Below are 21,065 nucleotides of genomic sequence, written 5' to 3' on the forward strand. Positions count from 1 at the left end.
TGGTGTTAATCCTGATCTCTTCTGTTTGCCGATAGGCGGTTAACCAAATGACAGGTATGATAATGGAAATTTCGGCCTTAAGCATGGCGAATTGAGGAGTTTATGCGCTATTGGGGTAAAGTAATTGGATTAATTATCGGGATTTTTTCCGGTGCAGGTTTCTGGGGAATTATCCTCGGGGTGATGATCGGCCATGCATTCGATAAAGTCCGGATGAGTAAAGGCCGTGGCTATTTTTCTGATAACCAGTCACGACAGAACCTGTTTTTTCGCACAACCTTTCAGGTCATGGGGCATCTGACTAAGTCGAAAGGCAGGGTGACCGAGGCCGATATTCAGGTGGCATCGGCATTTATGGACCGTCTGCAACTGCATGGCGATTCAAGACGTTCGGCACAGCAAGCCTTCCGCGAAGGTAAAGACAGCCAGTATCCGTTGCGGGAGAAATTACGCGAATTCCGCAGTGCCTGTTTTGGCCGGTTTGATTTAATCAGGATGTTTCTGGAAATCCAGGTGCAGGCAGCGTTTGCCGACGGAGTATTGCATCCCAGTGAACGGCAGGTCCTGTATGTGATAGCTGAAGAACTGGGCATTTCCCGGCCGCAGTTTGATCAGTTTTTACGGATGATGACCGGCGGCGAACAGTTTAGCGGTGGTGGATACTCTTATCAGGGCGGATATCAGCAGGCTCAGCGCGGGCCGACCCTGGACGATGCCTGTAGTGTGCTGGGCGTTAATCCCGATGACGACAGCACCACCATAAAACGTGCCTATCGTAAACTGATGTCTGAACATCACCCCGATAAGCTGGTAGCGAAAGGTCTGCCGCCGGAAATGATGGAAATGGCAAAACAGAAAACGCAAAAAATCCAGTCAGCCTATGACCTTATCCGCAAAGAGAAAGGCTTTAAATAACCACAATGACGGGCATTACCGGATCACCGGACATGCCCGTTTTGCCGGTTATTCGTTTCAGAAATCCGCCGGCTGACGAAATGTCATCGGGGTTCCGTAAGCCGGATGTGTGATGGTCAGAGACTCCGCATGCAGTAACAAACGGCTGGCCAGCGCTTTTGCCTGCGGATGGGCATAAAAGCCATCCCCCAGTATCGGATGTCCCAGTGCCAGCATATGCACCCGAAGCTGATGCGAGCGCCCGGTTATTGGTTTTAACTCGACCCGGCAACTGACGGCATCACAATACTCCATTACCCGCCATTCTGTCCGGGCCGCTTTACCCGTTTCAAAGCAGACTTTTTGCCTGGGCCGGTTAGGCCAGTCACAGATCAATGGCAGGTCGACCAGCCCCTTTTCTGTCGCCGGATGTCCCCAGATACGGGCAATATAGGTTTTCTGTGGTTCCCGTTCCCGAAACTGTCGTTTCAGCTCTCGCTCTGCTGCTTTGGTTAAGGCCACGACGATAACGCCGCTGGTGGCCATATCCAGCCGGTGAACTGACTGTGCGTCCGGATAATCACGCTGTATTCTCAGCATGACACTGTCATGATGCTCAGGTAAGCGGCCGGGCACTGACAACAGGCCGCTGGGTTTATTGACCACGATAATATGGCTGTCCTGGTACAGAATATGCAGCCAGGGCTCAAGAGGGGGATTATAAGGTTCCATAAGCTATCCATCGGGAGACCCGCAGGCCTCCCGTTACCGGTGACAGATTACTGATGTGTGACCACGATCAGTCGTAATGCATCCAGCCGCCAGTTTGCTTCAGCAAGGTTGTCCATCACCTCCTGACGATTTGTTTCCACAGCCTCGACTTCGTCATCGCGAATGTTCGGGTTAACCGCCTGCAGTGCCCGCAGTCGCGCCAGTTCGGCGCTCAGCGTCTCATCTGCCTGGCGGCGAGCCTGTTCAATGATCTCTCTGGCATCGCTGGCAACCATTTCTTCACCGCGGGTCAGAATCTGATACACATCCTGCTGAACCGCGTTCACCAGTTTGCTGCCCGTATGACGGTTAACCGCAGTTAACTGACGGTTAAAGCTTTCAAATTCTACTTTAGCCGCCAGGTTATTACCGGCTTTATCCAACAGTAAACGGACAGGTGTCGGTGGCAGGAAGCGGGTCAGTTGCAGGTGTTTCGGTGCCTGGGCTTCAACCACATACATCAGCTCTACCAGCAGGGTACCGACCGGTAATGCTTTATTCTTCAGTAAAGAAATAGCACTACTGCCCGTATCCCCTGACAGGATCAGGTCCAGTCCGTTGCGGATCAGCGGATGTTCCCAGGTAATAAACTGGGTATCTTCGCGGGACAACGCCTGTTCGCGGTTAAAAGTGATGGTACAACCTTCTTCCGGCAGTCCCGGGAAATCCGGCACCAGCATATGATCCGACGGGGTAAGGACAATCAGGTTATCGCTGCGGTCGTCCTGGTTGATCCCGACAATATCAAACAGGTTCAGGGCAAAATTCACCAGCCCGGTATCATTGTCCTGTGCGGCAATCGCATCGGCCAGCTCTGTCGCTTGTTCACCGCCATTAGAGTTCAGTTCCAGCAGGCGATCACGGCCTTGTTCCAGCTGTGATTTCAGGGCATCGTGCTGCTGGCGGCTGTCGGCAATAAATTCGTCCAGTCCGGCAGTATCTTCCGGAGAAGCCAGATACTTGAGTAATTGCGGATGAACGCGGTCATACACGGTACGGCCGGTAGGGCAGGTGTGTTCAAATGCATCCAGACCTTCGTGGAACCAGCGTAATAATACGGCCTGGGCAGTATTTTCCAGCCATGGCACCAGAATCTGAATATCATGCTGCTGACCAATGCGATCAAGGCGACCAATACGTTGTTCCAGCAGGTCGGGGTTGAAAGGTAAATCAAACATCACCAGACGGCTGGCGAACTGGAAGTTACGGCCTTCGGATCCAATCTCTGAACACAGCAGTACCTGAGCCCCTTCTTCCTGAGAAGCGAAAAATGCCGAGGCTTTGTCCCGCTCAATAATCGACAGACCTTCATGGAAGACCGCTGCACGGATACCTTCACGCTCACGCAGGAACTGTTCCAGCTGTAAGGCGGTCGCCGCTTTGGCGCAGATCACCAGGACTTTTTCTTTACGATTTTCCAGCAGGTAGTTGGTCAGCCATTCGACACGCGGGTCAAAGGCCCACCAGGTACCACTGTCTCCTTCAAATTCCTGATAAATCTGCTCAGGGTAGAGCATATCCCGGGCCCGATCTTCTGCACTCTTACGGGCTCCCATAATGCCGGAAACCTTGATGGCCGTCTGGTACTGGGAAGGCAGTGGCAGACGGAATTGCTGTAACTGGCGGGACGGAAAGCCTTTGACGCCCTGACGGGTATTACGAAACAGAACGCGGCTGGTACCATGACGATCCATCAGGAGGGAGACCAGTTTGTTACGCGCATCCAGACGTTGTTCATCCTGACCGTTAGCCTGTTCTATCAGCGGGCCGATATCCTGATCGCTGATCAGGTCGTTAATCATGGTCATTTCTGCGGGGCTGATCGGGTTGTCGGCCAGCAAAGAGGTAACGGCATCGGCCACCGGCTGATACTTCTGCTGCTCTTCAACAAACAGATCGTAGTCATGGAAGCGGTCCGGGTCGAGCAGACGCAGGCGGGCAAAATGGCTTTCCATACCCAGCTGTTCAGGAGTCGCCGTCAGCAGTAATACTCCGGGGATATTCTCTGCCAGCTTTTCGACCACCAGATATTCCCGGCCGGCTTTGCCGTTATTCCAGGATAAGTGATGAGCTTCATCCACCACCATCAGGTCCCATTCGGCCTCGGCCATGGCTTCCAGGCGCTGTTTATTCTTGCAGGCAAACTCCAGTGAACAGATCACCAGCTGCTCTGTATAGAACGGGTTACTGGTATCAAACTGGGCTTCGTTATAACGTTCATCGTCAAACAGGGCGAAACGCAGGTTAAAGCGGCGTAGCATCTCGACCAGCCACTGGTGCTGTAAGGTTTCCGGGACAATGATTAATACCCGTTCTGCGCGGCCGGCCAGCAGCTGCTGCTGAATAATCATCCCGGCTTCGATGGTCTTACCGAGCCCGACTTCATCGGCCAGCAATACGCGGGGGGCGTGGCGGCGGCCAACATCATGGGCAATATGTAACTGATGGGGGATCAGGTTGGTCCGCATCCCGCGCAGGCCACTGACCGGCAGGCGGTACTGAGCACTCTGATATTTACGGGCGCGGAAACGCAGAGCAAAACGATCCATACGATCAAGCTGCCCGGCAAATAATCTGTCCTGAGGTTTACTGAATACCAGTTTACTGTCGAGCATCACTTCCCGCAGGCTGACATCGGTTTCCTGAGTGTCGGTCCGGACACCGGTATAGGTCATTATTCCGTCGTTATCCCGGACATTTTCTACGGTAAGCTGCCAGCCTTCATGGCTGGTGATCGTATCACCCGGGTTAAAAATAACGCGGGTAATGGGAGAATCATTGCGGGCATAAAGTCTGTTTTCGCCAGTTGCCGGAAAAAGTAAAGTGACCATACGTGCATCGATAGCGACGACCGTCCCCAGTCCAAGTTCACTTTCTGTATCACTAATCCAGCGCTGACCAAGTGTAAAAGGCATAAATAATTAGCTCGATTCTCTTAACATGTAAAAAGATATTCATGCTCTGCAGGCAATAGCATGGAGACCAGACAAGAGGTCTGGTAAATAAATGCAGAGCAATGAAATTCAGGGAGGGCGCTATGGTACTGGAAGGTGAGCCATTCGTCACCTATCAAAACAGCCCCAGTTGCCCGGTAATCAGTGTGGCGAAATTTCCACCGACGAAACCGAGTATCCCGTCAGCAACAGGTTCCAGCTGACGGCTCAGGTAATGATCATAGTCCGGAGGAGCGGTGAGTGCATTTAAAGGCTGCGGGCCACGGGTGGTCATCACATAGCGGATGGTGCCGCCTTGTTGATAGCGTAATGTCTGTCCTGCGAGACGGTGCTGCTGGTCAGCCAGCATAGCAGCCCGCGCATGAGGCGGAATATTTTTCTGGTACTCACTGAGCGGACGCCGCAGTCGTTTTGTATAAATTAACTGTTCATCCAGTTCACCGGCCATCAGCTGCTCCACCGTATCCCGGACATATTGCTGCCATGCCTGGCGGCGAAAAATAAGATCATACAGTTTTTGCTGGAACTCTCTGGCCAGCGGGGTCCAGTCTGTGCGGACGTTCTCCAGTCCTTTAAAAATAATCTGGTCTTTACCGTGGTTATTCACCCGGCCGGCATAGCGTTTTTTGCTGCCCTGTTCGGCACCACGGATGGTAGGCATTAAAAAACGGCAGTAATGATTTTCATATTCCAGTTCCAGGGCGCTGGTCAGCATAAACCGGTCCGCCAGCTGTTTTCGCCACCAGTGGTTGACATTGTCTGCCAGTTGTCTGCCTGTCTCTTCGGCCTGTTGCTCACTGTGGGCCGTTTTCAGCCAGACAAAGATCGAGTCCGTATCACCATAGATTACCTCGTATCCCTGACGTTCAATAAAGTCGCGGGTCTGTTGCATAATTTCATGTCCGCGCAGGGTAATGGAAGACGCCAGTCGCGGATCAAAAAACCGGCAGGCGGGGGTACCAAGCACACCATAGAATGCGTTCATAATTATCTTTAATGCCTGAGACAAGGGCTGGTTAGCTTGCTGTTTAGCGTTATCCCTGTTTCGCCAAATCTGGTCAATGATTTCCGGCAGGCAGTGGACTGTTCTGGAAAAACGCGCACCGAGAAAACCGGCGACCGAGCTCTCTTCTGCCGGATGGGCCAGCCCCTCAGCCAGCCCGATGGGGTCAATCAGGAAAGTTTTGATTATTGACGGGTACAGACTTTTATAATCCAGCACCAGTACCGAATCATATAAACCCGGCCGCGAGTCCATGACGTAACCACCGGGGCTGGCGGACGGAGCGATTTCGCCGGTATTTGGCGCGACAAACCCGGCACGGTGCATACGCGGGATATACAAATGACTGAAAGAGGCCACCGAACCGCCGTGACGATCGGCCTGTAATCCATTGACACTGCTTCTTTCCAGCAGGAATGGCATCAGCTGTGTCTGTTCAAAAATCCGTGTTACCAGTTGACAATCCCGCAGGTTATAACGGGCCAGTGCCGGTTTGTCGGTGGCAAAATTATGCGTGATTTCGGCCATCCGGTTGTCCGGGTCCCCGATCAGCTTGCTTTCACCCAGCAGTTCACGGGCGACATTTTCCAGACTGAAGGAGGAAAAATTACGAAAGGTTGAACGCAGCGCCTCAATGCCGTCAATAATCAGCCGGCCTGCCGCCATTGCCTGAAATGTACCCGGTTTGAATCCGTTCTCACGCCACTCCAGCAGGCTGTTACCGCGACCAAAGCGCAGCGGGATACGGTACCGTTCGGCATGTTTTTGCAGGATCTGCAGATCAAACTGTACCAGGTTCCAGCCGATGATAACATCCGGGTCATAGCGGGTAATCCACTGGTTAAGCATCTCCAGCAATTCCTGATGGCTGGCGGCATAGTCGAGACGGAAATCTGTCGGCGGATCGCCATCCGTTGCAGGGCCCAGCATCATCACCTGTTGCTGGCCACAGCCTTCAATACCGATACAGTAAAGTTCGCCCTGTGCGCTGGTTTCTATATCCAGTGACATCCATTTCAGGGCGGGCCGGTAATCCGGATGTGGCTTCAGGCGGGCATCAGTGATAACGGCCCCTTGCTGCTGGCCACTGAACCAGACCGGTGCGTTGATAAAACGTTCCATCAGGAAACGTTCCGCAGGCCGGATATCGGCTTCATACACGCGGATCCCATGTTCGCGAAACCGTTTTTCCAGCCGCTGAAGCTGACGGTATTGGTGGCAATACAGACCGGACAGGGGCTGGTGGCTGAAATCACGAAGCTGCAGAGGCGTCAGACGGACATTGTTTTCTCCGCGTAACAGGTTAGCTGCCTGTGCGGCTGCCGACTGCGGGATAAAGGCAACCGCCTGTTGAGGGGGGACCCGCAACTGTACCGGCCCGTTATCCGTAGCCAGCCAGAAGGTAAGTTCAATCCCGTGCGGGGTATCCCGCCAGTGACGGGTCAGTAAAAAACCGGGTTGCGGACTATTCACAGGATCTCCGGGGAACTGGGGGATAAGAGTATAACACAGCCGCGGCGCAGCCCCTGCAGGTATCAGGGGCGGCCCCGGCCTTTGTGTTGTATTTAAGGACACAGACTGCTTGACGTCTGTGTCCTCGCTCCGGACAATCCAGGCTCAGTTAACTTGAGGAATTTTTATGGAAGCCTGGATCCAACACCTCATTACTCAGTCACCGGATTGGGCGTTGTTTGCGGTAGCGGTAGTGACGTTCTTTGAATCGCTGGCATTAGTCGGGCTGGTCCTGCCGGGTACCGTATTAATGGCCAGCCTTGGTGCGCTGATTGGCAGCGGAAATCTCGGGCTGTATCCGGCATGGGGGGCCGGTCTGGCGGGGTGCCTGCTGGGAGACTGGCTGTCATTTTATATTGGCTGGCGTTTTCAGGGGCCATTACATCGCTGGAAATATTTACAGAAGCATCGCAGTCTGCTGGATAAAACCGAGCATGCCCTGAATGAACACAGTGTCGCGACTATTCTGATTGGTCGTTTTGTCGGGCCGACACGGCCGCTGATCCCGTTACTTGCCGGAATGCTGGAGTTACCGGTGAAAAAGTTTCTGCCGCCGAATATTATCGGATGTCTGCTCTGGCCGCCAGTGTATCTGCTGCCAGGAATACTGGCCGGCGTGGTGATTGATGCGCCGCATAATGCGCAAAACAGTCTGTTTAAATGGTTACTGCTGGCGGAAGTGATAGCCCTGTGGCTGGCGGCCTGGACCGGCTGGCGCTGGCTGAAAGGCAGCAGAAAACAGGACTGGGCAAGTCGTCTGCTGCCCGCCCGCCGTTTGCGCTGGGTTGCTCCGCTGCTGATTATTCTGGCGCTAGCCGGACTGGCCGGGCTGCAATTCGACCCGATGATGCCTCATTTCCGTCAGTTACTGTGGCGGGTGTTTATTGACTGACGGGCGCTGCGGGGATCCCCAGTAGCGTCGCGGCTTCGGCTTCTCCGTTCAGCAGTTGCCGGCTTGCCCCCTGCCAGACGATACTGCCGTTATCGACCAGTACACTGCGTCCGGCAATTTGCCGGACATCGTCCAGATTATGTGACACCATCAGTAACGTAATATTGTGCGTGTGGCAGAGTGTATCCGTCAGCGTCAGCATTTCCTGGCGCAGGGCCGGATCCAGGGCGGAAAAAGGCTCATCCAGTAACAATAGCGGTTGCTGCCGTAACAGACAACGGGCCAGTGCGACCCGTTGTCGTTGTCCTCCTGACAACTGACCGGGTAATCTGTCCAGTAATCCCTGCAAACCGACACTGGCGGCAATCTTCGTGACCTGCTGTTTTTGTGAATTCGTCAGACGCAGTCCGGGATGCAACCCGAGCCCGAGGTTTTGTCCTGCTGTCAGATGTGCGAACAGATTATTTTCCTGAAACAACATTGAGACTGGGCGTTGTGCCGGAGGCTGCCGGGTGCAGTTTTTTCCGTCGATCCATAACTCCCCGCTGCTGAGAGGCAAAAAACCGGCAATCATACTGAGCAGGGTGCTTTTCCCCGCACCGCTGGGCCCGAGGATAGCAACCCGCTCACCGGCTTCTGCGTGCAGTGAAAAACACATGGTTTGTGACTGATAGTGGTAAGTCAGATTATTCAGCGTCAGCATGGTGTCCTGCTATTTTTTCGATCAGGGTAAACAGTAAAAAGCATACCAGCAGCAGTAATAGTGCGCTGACAGCCGCTTGCTGTCCGCGATAGGCGCCGATTTGCTGATACAGGTAAAACGGCAGAGTCCGGAAGTCATCACTGCCAAACAACGAAATCACCCCAAAATCTCCCACTGACAGTACACAGGCAAAGGCCAGAGCCTGAGCAAGGGGGCGCTTTAACGCCGGTCCTTCAACCAGCCGTAACCGCTGCCAGCCATTAATGTCCAGAGACAGGCAGAGCTGATTATAATGGCTGGCGATATCACGCATGGGGGTATCCAGAACTTTCAGCGCATAGGGCATGGCGATTAATGCATTCACCAGTACCACAATGTTTTCCGGTGAATCCGGTATGCCGCTGGTACTGTTAAAAAACATAAAAATACCGCTTGCCAATACAATGCCCGGCATTGCCAGAATTAACATTCCGCTGCTTTCCATCAGTTGTGCGGGCAGAATTTTCTGGCGTAAACGTAATTCGCGGCTGCTCCATAACAACATCATTGTCAGAATAACGGACAACAGACCCGCCCGCAGCGCAATACTGAGCGATGTCCGGGTCGCGAGCCACAGGTCTGTCTGTTGCAGGGAAGACAAAAGATGACTGTTAACACCATTGATCACGACCGCAAGGATGGGAGGCACCAGTAACAGCAGGGTCAGCAAAATGATCAGACTGTCTGTCAGTCGTGCTGACCAGCGGTTGTCGACTGACCGCCAGTGGCGCAGTAATGCGCTGTTACCGGTTAGAGGGGTATTCAGCCGCAGGCTCAGCGCGACCAGTAACAGGCAGAAGGCCAGCTGTAACAGTGCCAGTATGGCTGCTTTAGCCGGGTCGAAGTCGTAGCTCAGCGCCTGGAAAATAGCCAGTTCCAGCGTCGTTGCCCGTGGCCCGCCCCCTAAAGCTAATACAATGGCAAAGCTGGAAAAGCAGAGCATAAAGATCAGTGCGGCAACCGGCAGCAGCTGCCGTTTCAGCCACGGCCATTCCAGCCAGCGAAATAAATAAAACCCCTGCATATTCAGCTGGGCGGCCAGCTGACGTTGTTCGGCCGGAATCTGCTCTAAAGATTGTAATAACAGCCGGCTGGCCAGCGGCAGATTGAAAAAGACATGGGCCAGTAAGATACCGGGTAACCCGTACAGAGAAAAGCGGAAGGGGATACCGGCCCTTGCGGCCAGTTGTGCCAGCCAGCCATCGTGGCCATAGACACTCAGTAAGCCAAAAACCGCCACCAGCACCGGCAGCACCAGGGTCATCGCGCATAAACGCAATAGCAGGTTTCTGCCCGGAAACCGCCGCCGGTACAGGGCGCGGGCGACCAGAATTGCCGGCAGCACTGATAGCAGTGTCGATAATGCGGCCTGGGTAAATGAAAAGCCGATAACATGCCACAGGTAGGGATCGCGTAACCAGTATAGTGCGTGGCCCAGCGGGGCATTCCACAGCAGGCTGATAAAAGCCAGCAGTGCAATACCGGTGGTTATCAGGGCAGCCAGCAGCCCGGGAATCAACCAGCGCGGCATCAGTGGCTGACTGCGTTTTGCCAGGCGTCAATCCAGGCTGCACGATGCTCTGCCACTTCCGCAGGCGAGTATTGCAGGGCGGTTTTAGGTACCATCAGTTGCTGAAAACCGGCAGGCAGCGGGGTCTTAATGACCGGATACATCCAGTTGCCGGTCGGCAGTGTTTCCTGAAACTGCGGGCTGGTTACAAACCGCATAAACTGTTTTGCCAGTGCCGGATTGGGGCTGTTTTTCAGTCGTGCCGCCACTTCTACCTGCAAGTAATTTCCTTCTGCAAAGTCAGCGGCCGCATAATCGGGATTATGCTCTTCGATAATATGATAGGCCGGTGACGTGGTATAGCTGAGTACCAGATCACTCTCACCTTTCAGAAACAGATTATAGGCTTCGCTCCAGCCTCGGGTGACAGTGACGGTTTTGGCGGCCAGTTTTTGCCATGCTGCCGGAGCCTGATCGCCGTAGACTTTTTGCATCCACAGCAGCAGCCCGAGCCCCGGGGTACTGGTGCGGGGATCTTCGTAAATAACCCGCCATTTATCCGGACTTTCGACCAGCTGTTTCAGACTGGATGGCGGATTTTTCAGGCGTTTTTTATTATAGACGAATGCAAAATAGCCATAATCATAAGGTACAAACGTTGTATTGCTCCAGCCACCGGGGATGGTCAGCTGGCGGTAGTCAACCGGGGTTGGTGTAAACAGCCCGGTTTTTTGTGCCGCATCCAGCAGATTATTATCCAGCCCGACTACCACATCTGCTTTACTGTGTTTGCCTTCCATTCTCAGGCGGTTAAGCAGAGAAACGCCATCCCCGAGGGAAACGTATTTGAGCTCGCAGCCGCAATCGGCTTCAAAGGCTTTTTTAATTGCCGGTCCGGGGCCCCAGTCGGAAGAAAAGGAGTCGTAGGTATAAACGGTTAATACGGGTTTTGCGGCAAGTACCGGTGCGGAAATAATCAATAATACAGGCAGAAATTTTTTTAACACTTTGCGCTCCTTGAGGGATGGGCCAGTTTATGCGCAAAAGATCTGAGGAATAAGTCTCAAATCCCTACGCCGGTGTTAACCGGATCAGGTTCTGCGGGTATATCTCAGCACCAGAGTGCACCCCGTTGAGAACACGCTATTCTATGCAATTCATTAGCCCGGCGAAAGCCTCAAAAATCCGGTGTAACAAATCAGCGCGGTGAATGGCAACGGGCCGTGCGGGCAGACTGTTACTGTGGTCATTTTCTCCGTGTCCGGAACCGTAGTCCGGCAGACAAGATCTGCTGTTTTGGGTAATTTGTTATATGCTGTCGGTTACTTTCCTCCCGCATCCGGATGTTGTGCTTTATGGAAAAAACTGAACTTCAGCCCGTCAAAAGTAATTCAGTATTTGTGTTTTTTATGCTGGTTACATTTTCTGTGAGTATTGCCGGTGCATTACAGGCACCGACCCTCAGCCTGTTCCTGAGCAGAGAGCTGCACGCCGCCCCGTTTGAAGTCGGACTGTTTTTTACCGTCAATGCCATCACCGGGATTATCGTCAGTTTTTTGCTGGCCAGACGTTCGGATAAACGAGGTGACCGCCGCAATCTGTTGATGTTTTGTTGTCTGATGGCGATCGGCAATGCCCTGGTGTTTGCGTTTACCCGTAGTTACTGGCTGTTGATTGGCCCGGGATTGCTGCTGGCTGCATTTACTACGGTCGTGGTACCGCAGATCTTTGCCCTTGCCAGGGAATATGCTGACTCTACCCGTCGTGAAGTGGTCATGTTCAGTTCGTTAATGCGGGCACAGATGTCACTGGCCTGGGTAATCGGCCCCCCGCTGTCATTTGCCGTGGCATTAACCCGCGGGTTTATGACCCTGTATCTGTTTGCTGCCGTATTATTTGTTATTTCACTAATACTTATCCGTTTTACTCTGCCATCGGTCCCGAAAATTTTCCCGGCGGATAATCTGGCGCGCAGTACGGTGTCGGGCTGGAAAAATACCAGCACCCGCGGGCTGTTTATCGCCTCGGTACTGATGTGGACCTGTAATATGATGTATATCATCGATATGCCGCTTTATATCAGCAGTACTCTGGGCATGCCGGAAAAAGTTGCGGGGGTATTGATGGGCACAGCAGCAGGGCTGGAAATTCCGGTAATGATCCTGGCCGGTATGCTGGCTAAGCGTATAGGTAAACGGCCATTGGTCTTACTGGCGGTGACTGCGGGGGTATTGTTTTACCCCGGCATGTTGTTGTTCCACACCTATACCAGTCTGCTGGCGCTGCAAGTATTTAACGCCATCTTTATCGGTATCGTTGCCGGGCTGGTTATGCTGTGGTTTCAGGATCTGATGCCGGGCCAGGCCGGGGTGGCGACGACAATGTTTACTAACTCTGTATCCACGGGAATGATTTTTGCCGGGGTGTTACAGGGGAGCATCAGCAGCTGGTGGGGACATGAGGCGATTTACTGGCTGGCTTCCGGGCTGACAGTGATTGCGTTACTACTGACCTGGCGGGTAAAAGAATCCGCAGAGTGCGGCCGGTGATCCCCCGCCAGCAGGGCGGGGGATCGGCTAAAAACCGTGACCTGATGCCGGATTAACGTAAAAACGCAGGCTGGCGGGTTTCGTAATCGGCAATAGCAGATTCATGTTGCAGAGTCAGACCGATACTGTCTAAACCGTTCAGCATGCAATGACGACGGAAGCTGTCGAGGGTGAACGGATAATGTTTCCCGCCGGCAATCACTTCCAGGTTTTCCAAATCCACCACAAATTCGATGCCCGGCTGTTCTGCCACCAGACGGAACAGTTCATCCACTTGCTCTTCTGTCAGGATCACCGGTAACAGCTGGTTATTAAAGCTGTTGCCATAAAAAATATCGGCAAAAGCAGGCGCGATAACGGTACGGAAACCAAAATCGGTCAGGGCCCAGGGGGCATGCTCACGGGACGATCCACAACCAAAGTTCTCGCGGGCCAGCAAAATACTGGCACCTTTGAATTGCGGTTTATTCAGCACAAACTCCGGATTCGGGACTTGTCCTGCGTCATCCAGAAAACGCCAGTCATTAAACAAATGCTGACCAAACCCGGTGCGGGTCACTTTCTGTAAAAACTGTTTGGGAATAATGGCATCTGTATCGACGTTGGCTGCATCCAGCGGCGCAACAATACCAGTATGTCGGATAAATTTAGTGGCCATCAACAGCTCCTTAGTTCAGTTCACGGATGTCAGCAAAACGGCCGGTCACCGCAGCTGCGGCAGCCATTGCCGGGCTGACCAGGTGAGTGCGCCCGCCACGGCCCTGACGGCCTTCAAAGTTACGGTTACTGGTGGATGCACAACGTTCCCCCGCGTTCAGCCGGTCGTTATTCATCGCCAGACACATTGAGCAGCCGGGCAGACGCCATTCAAAGCCGGCATCGGTAAATATTTTATCCAGCCCCTCGGCTTCGGCCTGTGCTTTGACCGGACCGGAACCGGGCACCACCATCGCGACTATGCCCGGTGCCACTTTACGTCCTTTGGCGACAGCGGCAGCGGCACGTAAGTCTTCGATACGTGAATTGGTACAGGAACCGATAAACACTTTATCAATACTGACTTCTGTCAGCGGGATACCGGCATCCAGTCCCATATAGGCCAGTGCTTTCGCCGCGGAGGCGCGCTCAACCGGGTCACTGAAAGACTCAGGTGCCGGAATTGGCTGGTTAATGGCAATGACCTGGCCCGGGTTGGTCCCCCAGGTGACCTGAGGGGCAATATCTGCCGCATCCAGGGTCACGATACTATCAAATACCGCATCTTTATCTGACTTCAGGCTCTGCCAGTAATTTACGGCCTGTGCCCATTGTTCACCGGTCGGGGAAAACTGGCGGCCTTTCAGGTAATTAAAGGTCGTTTCGTCAGGGGCAACCAGGCCTGCTTTTGCGCCCATCTCGATGGCCATATTACACAGGGTCATACGACCTTCCATGCTCAGGGCTTCGATGGCCGGGCCGCAGAATTCGACTACATGACCAGTACCCCCGGCGCTGCCGGTTTTACCGATCACGGCCAGCACGATATCTTTAGCCGTGATACCGGCAGCCGCCTGACCTGTCACTTCAATTTTCATGGTTTTCGCCCGGCCCTGTTTCAGGGTCTGGGTGGCCATCACATGTTCAACTTCAGAAGTACCTATCCCGAATGCCAGCGATCCGAACGCACCATGAGTCGCTGTGTGGGAATCTCCGCAGACGATAGTCATGCCCGGCAACGTCATGCCCTGCTCGGGCCCAATCACATGGACTATCCCCTGATAAGGGTGGTTCAGGTCATACAGCTGAACACCGAATTCTTCACAGTTTTTGATCAGCTCCTGCATCTGGATGCGGGCCATCTCACCGGATGCATTAATATCACGGGTCTGAGTGGACACGTTGTGGTCCATCGTCGCGAAGGTTTTTGATGGCTGGCGCAAAGGGCGGCCCTGAGCGCGCAGGCCATCGAATGCCTGCGGAGAGGTGACTTCATGGACTAAATGGCGATCGATATACAGTAAAGGCGTTTCGTTTTCGGCTTCGTAGACGACATGTGCATCAAATAACTTCTGGTATAATGTTTTGCTCATTTTTTATTTTTCTCCGGTAATAAACCGGGCAATGATATCGCCCATCTCATCAGTACTGACAGCCGGTCCCTGACCTGCCAGATCACGGGTACGGAAACCTTCTTCCAGCGCACGGTTTACTGCCTGCTCGATACTGTCAGCGGCATCACCGGCATTCAGGCTGTAACGTAACAACAGGGACAGGGACAGGATCTGAGCAATCGGATTGGCAATGTTCTGACCGGCAATATCCGGTGCTGACCCCCCGGCTGGCTCATATAAACCAAAGCCCTGCTCATTCAGACTGGCTGATGGCAGCATGCCCATTGACCCGGTGATCATCGCACATTCATCCGACAGGATGTCGCCAAATAAATTGGAACACAGCAGTACATCAAACTGGGAAGGATCTTTGATTAACTGCATGGTCGCGTTATCAATGTAGATATGTTCCAGTTCGATCGCCGGGTATTCTTTGGCGATTTCACTGACCGTTTCACGCCACAGGATGGAAGACTGCAATACGTTAGCTTTATCGACCGAGGTGACTTTCCCGCGGCGTTTTGCAGCGGATTCAAATGCCAGCCGGGCAATACGCTCGATTTCATAGCGGTGGTAAACTTCTGTATCGAATGCACGCAGCTGATCACCGCGCCCGTCACGTCCTTTCGGCTGGCCGAAATAGATCCCGCCAGTTAATTCACGGACGCATAAAATATCGAAACCGCGGGCCGCAATATCGCTGCGCAGCGGGCAGAAAGCTTCCAGCCCGTGATACAAGGCCGCCGGGCGCAGGTTACTGAATAATTTGAAGTGTTTACGTAATGGTAACAGTGCGCCACGCTCTGGCTGCCCGTCGGGCGGCAGATGCTGCCATTTCGGGCCACCGACGGAACCAAATAATACGGCATCGGCCTGTTCACATCCTGCCAGTGTTTCCGGGGGCAGTGGCTGACCGTGGTTATCAATAGCGATACCACCAACATCATACTGCGCGGTTGTGATGTTAATGGAAAAACGTTCACGGATGGCAGCCAGAACTTTCAGAGCCTGGGTCATCACTTCCGGACCAATACCATCACCCGGTAATACTGCAATATGGAAGGACGTAGACATAATTACACGGTTTCCTTAGCTTCATTCTTTGATTTACGCTGCAATTCTTTTTCTACCTGCTTTGCCTGCCAGATATTATTCAGGGCGTTGACCATCGCTGTGGCTGAGGACTCAACAATATCCGTCGCCAGGCCGACACCATGGAATTTACGGTGGTTATAGCTAATCACAATATCGACCTGCCCCAGAGCATTCTCACCATGACCTTTGGCGGATAACTGGTATTTCACCAGTTCTGCCTGATAACCGGTAATACGGTTAATTGCCTGATATACCGCATCAACCGGACCATTACCTGTGGCTGCTTCTTCTTTAATATCGTTGCCACAGGCCAGTTTTACTGAGGCCGTAGCCGTAATATTGGACCCTGACTGCACATTAAAATCCTGTAAGCTGAAATGGTCGTGTTCTTCATTCTGCTTATTGATGAACGCCAGTGCTTCCAGGTCGTAGTCGAAGATTTGGCCTTTTTTGTCGGCCAGTTTCAGGAAGGCATCATATAAAGCGGCTGCATCATAATCAGCTTCTGTGTATCCCATCTCTTCCATACGATGCTTCACTGCGGCGCGGCCGGAACGGGAGGTCAGGTTTAACTGTATCTGGTTCAGACCAATCGATTCGGGGGTCATGATTTCGTAGTTTTCACGGTTTTTCAGCACACCGTCCTGGTGAATACCGGAGGAGTGTGCGAAAGCATTGCTCCCGACCACAGCTTTATTGGCTGGAATTGGCATATTACAAATCTGACTGACAATCTGGCTGGTACGGTAAATTTCCTGATGATTGATGCGGGTGCTAACGTTCAGTATTTGCTGGCGGGTTTTGATCGCCATAATGACTTCTTCCAGCGCACAGTTACCGGCACGTTCACCCAGGCCATTCAGGGTTCCCTCCACCTGACGGGCTCCCGCCTGAACGGCAGCGACGGCGTTACCGACTGCCATCCCTAAATCATCATGAGTATGCACGGACAAAATAGCTTTATGAATATTAGGAACACGCTGAGTTAACGCTGAGATAATATTGGCATATTCATGGGGCAGGGTATAACCGACAGTGTCAGGGATATTGATGGTACGGGCTCCGGCATTAATTGCGGCCTCCACAACCCGGCACAAATCATCTATCGGAGTCCGGCCGCCATCTTCGCAGGAAAACTCCACATCATCTGTATAGTTACGGGCATGTTTAATCATATGCACCGCACGTTCGATCACTTCCGGCAGGGTACTGCGCAGCTTGGTGGCAATGTGCATCGGAGAGGTTGCAATAAAGGTGTGGATACGGAAAGCGTCGGCCACCCGCAGGGCTTCAGCGGCCGCGTCAATATCTTTTTCCACACAACGCGCCAGTCCGCAGACGCGGCTGTTTTTAATAGTCCGGGCAATGGTCTGAACCGATTCAAAGTCACCCGGAGAGGAGACGGGAAAGCCGACTTCCATAACATCGACTTTCATCCTTTCCAGTGCCAGAGCAATTTGTAATTTTTCTTTGACACTCAGGCTGGCCTGTAACGCCTGTTCACCGTCACGTAATGTTGTATCAAAAATAATGACTTGCTCGCTCATCAGTAGATTCCTTTAGTATTTTACTGCACCTGGCTGCGGGCATAAAAAAACCCGCGCTGCGGCGCGGGTTTTTCTGTTATCAGGCCCGAATCATTTTTTGATTCCGCCCACAGAACTACCGCGCATATTTAATGCGAGAAGGAGTAGTCCTGGAAGGAGGTTAAAATGAATCATCTGTTCAGACCCCGAAAATTAAGTATGTATATATTGGTACTGGAATCTGTTCTTCATGTCAACCTAAAGTAAAGGGCTATTTAATTCCCCATAACAGAGTAATGTTCTGGATTAACCGGCCCAAAAAGAGGAGTGTCAGGGGACAACAATTTATCTGCCATCAGGGTCCTGTGCTTCGAGACAGTATAAGTCAGGGTTTCTGGTATAATTTATTGATATTTATTGTTTTTTATTGGCGATTTTGTCGAGGTAAATGACGGCTACTAAGCTTTATACTAGTGAAATATATTGAATTACTATGGTTTATCAGAGAATAAATTTATTACCGTGTAAATATGCGGAGCAGGGCACTGTCATATTTCCGGGGGCAGTATCGGTAAATTTCATTATTATCTGTATCAGGTTATAAAGGCAGAATATTTAACTACTAATAATTATGTCAGTAGCTTTATTCTTTGGCTGTCCGCTGAAATGGCAGTAATTTTTATAAAATAATTACCGCTGTTAATCAGCAGCCGGTTTGCCTGACACCATTTCTGCGGTTATGTTAGCCGGATGAAATGCAGATAATAAATGCTGTCTTCCCCTGAATGAACACTATGCAGCGATAAACTGACAGGCTGACTCCGCTGTAAGTTTCCGATCTTTATTCCGCAGCAAAAGGGTGGAAGGTTACCGTTTGTCAGTTATGCATGTGCGTAATTTGAGTTATCGCCTGGAGGCAAAAATGGAGATGTTGTCAGGAGCCGAAATGGTCGTTCAGTCATTGATTGACCAGGGTATAAAGCAGGTCTTTGGTTATCCCGGAGGCGCGGTGCTGGATATTTACGATGCGTTGCAGACCGTCGGAGGTATTGACCATATTCTGGTGCGCCATGAGCAGGCTGCGGTACATATGGCCGATGGACTGGCGCGGGCCACCGGTGATACGGGCGTGGTTCTGGTCACCTCTGGCCCCGGGGCGACCAATGCCATTACCGGCATAGCTACGGCGTATATGGACTCGATTCCGATGGTGATACTTTCCGGGCAGGTTGCGTCTTCGCTGATCGGCAGCGATGCTTTTCAGGAATGCGATATGGTGGGGATCTCCCGGCCGATAGTGAAGCACAGCTTTCTGGTAAAGCGTACCGAAGATATTCCTGAAGTGATCAAAAAAGCGTTCTGGCTGGCCGCTTCCGGACGCCCGGGACCGGTGGTTATTGATTTACCCAAAGATGTGTTAAACCCCGCAGTAAAACTGCCTTATCACTGGCCGGAACAGGTCTCCATGCGTTCTTATAATCCGACCACACAGGGCCATCGCGGGCAGATTAAGCGCGCATTACAGACCTTGCTGGCTGCCCGGCAGCCGGTGATTTACGCCGGGGGCGGGGTCATTACTTCCGGCTGCGAAACAGCATTACTGACTCTGGCCGAAACACTGAAGATTCCGGTGACCACCACCCTGATGGGGCTGGGGGCATTTCCCGGAACACATCCGCAAAGTGTTGGTATGCTTGGCATGCACGGTACTTATGAAGCCAATATGACGATGCATCATGCGGATGTCATTTTTGCTATTGGCGTTCGTTTCGATGACCGGACGACCAATAATCTGGCGAAATACTGCCCTGATGCGACCATTATCCATATCGATATTGACCCGGCCTCGATTTCTAAAACGGTTGCTGCAGATATTCCGGTGGTCGGTGATGCCGGGCAGGTATTACAGCAGATGCTGGAACTGTTGAATTCAGCGGACGCTGCCGGACCGGAAACTGACGGCTGGTGGCAACAGATTGAAGGCTGGCGTGCACGTGATTGTCTGGCGTTTGATCCTTCAGGCGATACCATCAAACCACAGGCGGCAATTGATGCACTCTGGCGGCTTACGGGCGGAGACGCGTATGTGACCTCTGATGTCGGTCAGCATCAGATGTTTGCTGCGTTGCATTATCGTTTTAACCAGCCACGTCGCTGGATCAACTCCGGCGGGCTGGGCACCATGGGCTTTGGTTTACCTGCGGCGCTGGGTGTTAAAATGGCCGTACCGGAAGCGACTGTGGTATGTGTCACCGGGGATGGCAGTATCCAGATGAATATTCAGGAATTATCTACGGCATTACAGTATAACCTGCCGGTACTGATCCTGAATCTGAATAACGGCTATCTGGGCATGGTTAAGCAATGGCAGGATATGATCTACTCCGGGCGTCATTCTCAGTCATATATGCAGTCTTTACCGGATTTTGTCCGTCTGGCTGAAGCCTACGGACACGTCGGGATGACGATCAGTGATCCGGCGATGCTGGATGAAAAACTGAGCGAAGCGCTGAAAATTGTTGCCAGCGGCCGGTTAGTGTTTGCTGATGTACATGTTGATGGCAGCGAGCACGTATATCCGATGCTGGTGCGTGGCGGTGGAATGAATGAGATGTGGTTAAGTAAAACCGGGAGGACTGAATAATGCGCCGTATTTTATCGGTATTACTTGAGAATGAATCTGGCGCATTATCGCGTGTTATCGGACTGTTTTCACAGCGTGGTTACAACATTGAAAGTCTGACTGTTGCTCCGACGGATGATCCGACCTTATCGCGAATGACTATCCAGACGGTAGGCGATGAGAAGGTACTGGAGCAAATTGAAAAACAGCTGCATAAACTGGTCGATGTTTTACGTGTCAGTGAGCTGGGGCAGACGGCCAGTGTTGAACGTGAAATTATGCTGGTTAAGATCCAGGCCGGAGGAGGGCAGCGAGAGGAAGTAAAACGTTGTGCCGATATTTTCCGCGGACAGATTGTTGATGTCAGTACCTCTTTGTACACGGTACAACTGGCCGGAAGCAGCGATAAACTGGATGCATTTCTGAATGTATTACGCGGAGTGACAGAAATTGTTGAAGTTGTCCGTTCCGGGGTTATCGGGCTGTCGCGTGGTGAGCGTACCATTGGCTAACAGGGGAATGTTTTGTTTGTTGATTGGTTAAGGCCCGAGGGCGCGGGCCTTAACAATCCGTGCCCGGGGCATTACCTTTTACCTCTGAATAGCGGTTCCCCGTGTAAATGTCTGGCTCTGTGCATCTTCCTTCCGCCATCAGTGGCGGAGTTTCAGCAGCTGCGCTGCGGCGGACGGGTTAAGGCCCGGTGGCGCGGGCCTTTACAATCCGTGCCCGGGGCATTACCTTTTACCTCTGAATAGCGGTTCCCCGTGTAAACGTCTGGCTCTGTGCATCTTCCTTCCGCCATCAGTGGCGGAGTTTCAGCAGCCGCGCTGCGGCGGACGGGTTAAGGCCCGAGGGCGCGGGCCTTAACAATCCACGCCTTCGCGCAGTCCTCGCTGTTCCTTCG

At 52.5% G+C, this 21,065-nt stretch carries 15 protein-coding genes and 1 riboswitch; of the genes, 5 read left to right on the forward strand and 10 right to left on the reverse strand.

Annotated elements, in window-relative coordinates; all coding sequences use genetic code 11:
* The first annotated feature begins 102 nt into the window (after positions 1-102).
* Positions 103-915, forward strand: a complete 813-nt coding sequence (gene djlA / locus JK198_RS03610) for a co-chaperone DjlA (RefSeq protein WP_212706994.1) — start codon at positions 103-105, stop codon at positions 913-915.
* A gap of 57 nt (positions 916-972) precedes the next feature.
* On the opposite strand, the gene rluA is transcribed toward djlA, so the two are convergent.
* The 3 genes from rluA to JK198_RS03625 form a co-directional block, all read right to left on the reverse strand.
* Positions 973-1,626, reverse strand: a complete 654-nt coding sequence (rluA, locus tag JK198_RS03615) for a bifunctional tRNA pseudouridine(32) synthase/23S rRNA pseudouridine(746) synthase RluA (RefSeq protein ID WP_212706993.1) — start codon at positions 1,624-1,626, stop codon at positions 973-975.
* A gap of 47 nt (positions 1,627-1,673) precedes the next feature.
* On the reverse strand, positions 1,674-4,580 hold the full coding sequence (gene rapA / locus JK198_RS03620; protein WP_212706992.1) for an RNA polymerase-associated protein RapA: 2,907 nt from the start codon (positions 4,578-4,580) through the stop codon (positions 1,674-1,676).
* Positions 4,581-4,734: 154 nt separating this feature from the next.
* On the reverse strand, positions 4,735-7,095 hold the full coding sequence (locus JK198_RS03625; RefSeq protein ID WP_212706991.1) for a DNA polymerase II: 2,361 nt from the start codon (positions 7,093-7,095) through the stop codon (positions 4,735-4,737).
* 166 nt (positions 7,096-7,261) lie between these two features.
* On the opposite strand from JK198_RS03625, the gene JK198_RS03630 reads away from it, so the two are divergent.
* Positions 7,262-8,026, forward strand: a complete 765-nt coding sequence (locus JK198_RS03630; RefSeq protein WP_212706990.1) for a DedA family protein — start codon at positions 7,262-7,264, stop codon at positions 8,024-8,026.
* Here JK198_RS03630 and thiQ read toward each other — a convergent pair.
* The 3 genes from thiQ to thiB are packed head-to-tail and all read right to left on the reverse strand — an operon-like array spanning position 8,016 to position 11,285.
* Positions 8,016-8,729: a thiamine ABC transporter ATP-binding protein ThiQ gene (thiQ, locus tag JK198_RS03635; protein ID WP_212706989.1), complete on the reverse strand. Its 714-nt coding sequence runs from the start codon at positions 8,727-8,729 to the stop codon at positions 8,016-8,018. The genes JK198_RS03630 and thiQ overlap by 11 nt on opposite strands.
* Positions 8,713-10,323: a thiamine/thiamine pyrophosphate ABC transporter permease ThiP gene (gene thiP / locus JK198_RS03640; protein WP_212710219.1), complete on the reverse strand. Its 1,611-nt coding sequence runs from the start codon at positions 10,321-10,323 to the stop codon at positions 8,713-8,715. Before thiP ends, thiQ begins: the two co-directional genes overlap by 17 nt.
* Complete coding sequence (gene thiB / locus JK198_RS03645) at positions 10,299-11,285, reverse strand: thiamine ABC transporter substrate binding subunit (protein WP_212710214.1); 987 nt, start codon at positions 11,283-11,285, stop codon at positions 10,299-10,301. The genes thiP and thiB overlap by 25 nt, the downstream gene beginning before the upstream one ends.
* Positions 11,286-11,328: 43 nt before the next feature.
* Positions 11,329-11,420: riboswitch (TPP riboswitch) on the reverse strand.
* 213 nt (positions 11,421-11,633) lie between these two features.
* Here thiB and JK198_RS03650 point away from each other — a divergent pair.
* Positions 11,634-12,827: an MFS transporter gene (locus tag JK198_RS03650; protein ID WP_212706987.1), complete on the forward strand. Its 1,194-nt coding sequence runs from the start codon at positions 11,634-11,636 to the stop codon at positions 12,825-12,827.
* Between the two features lie 52 nt (positions 12,828-12,879).
* Here the strand turns inward: JK198_RS03650 and leuD are convergent, their stop codons facing one another.
* Genes leuD through leuA form a run of 4 tightly spaced genes read right to left on the reverse strand, consistent with a single transcriptional unit; the run spans position 12,880 to position 17,559 of the window.
* A complete protein-coding gene (gene leuD, locus JK198_RS03655) occupies positions 12,880-13,485 on the reverse strand; it encodes a 3-isopropylmalate dehydratase small subunit (RefSeq protein ID WP_212706986.1) in 606 nt (201 codons plus the stop codon).
* Between the two features lie 10 nt (positions 13,486-13,495).
* On the reverse strand, positions 13,496-14,896 hold the full coding sequence (gene leuC / locus JK198_RS03660) for a 3-isopropylmalate dehydratase large subunit (protein WP_212706985.1): 1,401 nt from the start codon (positions 14,894-14,896) through the stop codon (positions 13,496-13,498).
* A gap of 3 nt (positions 14,897-14,899) precedes the next feature.
* The gene (leuB, locus tag JK198_RS03665; protein WP_212706984.1) at positions 14,900-15,991 is read right to left on the reverse strand and encodes a 3-isopropylmalate dehydrogenase; all 1,092 of its coding nucleotides are present in this window, start codon (positions 15,989-15,991) and stop codon (positions 14,900-14,902) included.
* A gap of 2 nt (positions 15,992-15,993) precedes the next feature.
* A complete protein-coding gene (gene leuA / locus JK198_RS03670; protein ID WP_212706983.1) occupies positions 15,994-17,559 on the reverse strand; it encodes a 2-isopropylmalate synthase in 1,566 nt (521 codons plus the stop codon).
* 901 nt (positions 17,560-18,460) lie between these two features.
* Between leuA and ilvI the strand changes: the two genes are divergently transcribed.
* Positions 18,461-20,182 carry an acetolactate synthase 3 large subunit gene (gene ilvI / locus JK198_RS03675; RefSeq protein WP_212706982.1) on the forward strand — a complete coding sequence of 574 codons (1,722 nt, stop codon included), beginning with the start codon at positions 18,461-18,463 and terminating at the stop codon, positions 20,180-20,182.
* Positions 20,182-20,673 (forward strand): acetolactate synthase small subunit, encoded by a 492-nt coding sequence (gene ilvN, locus JK198_RS03680; RefSeq protein WP_212706981.1) that lies wholly within the window; start codon positions 20,182-20,184, stop codon positions 20,671-20,673. Before ilvI ends, ilvN begins: the two co-directional genes overlap by 1 nt.
* Positions 20,674-21,065 lie beyond the last annotated feature (392 nt).

This window comes from Tatumella sp. JGM91, assembly GCF_018257575.1.
GTDB lineage: Bacteria > Pseudomonadota > Gammaproteobacteria > Enterobacterales > Enterobacteriaceae > Tatumella > Tatumella punctata.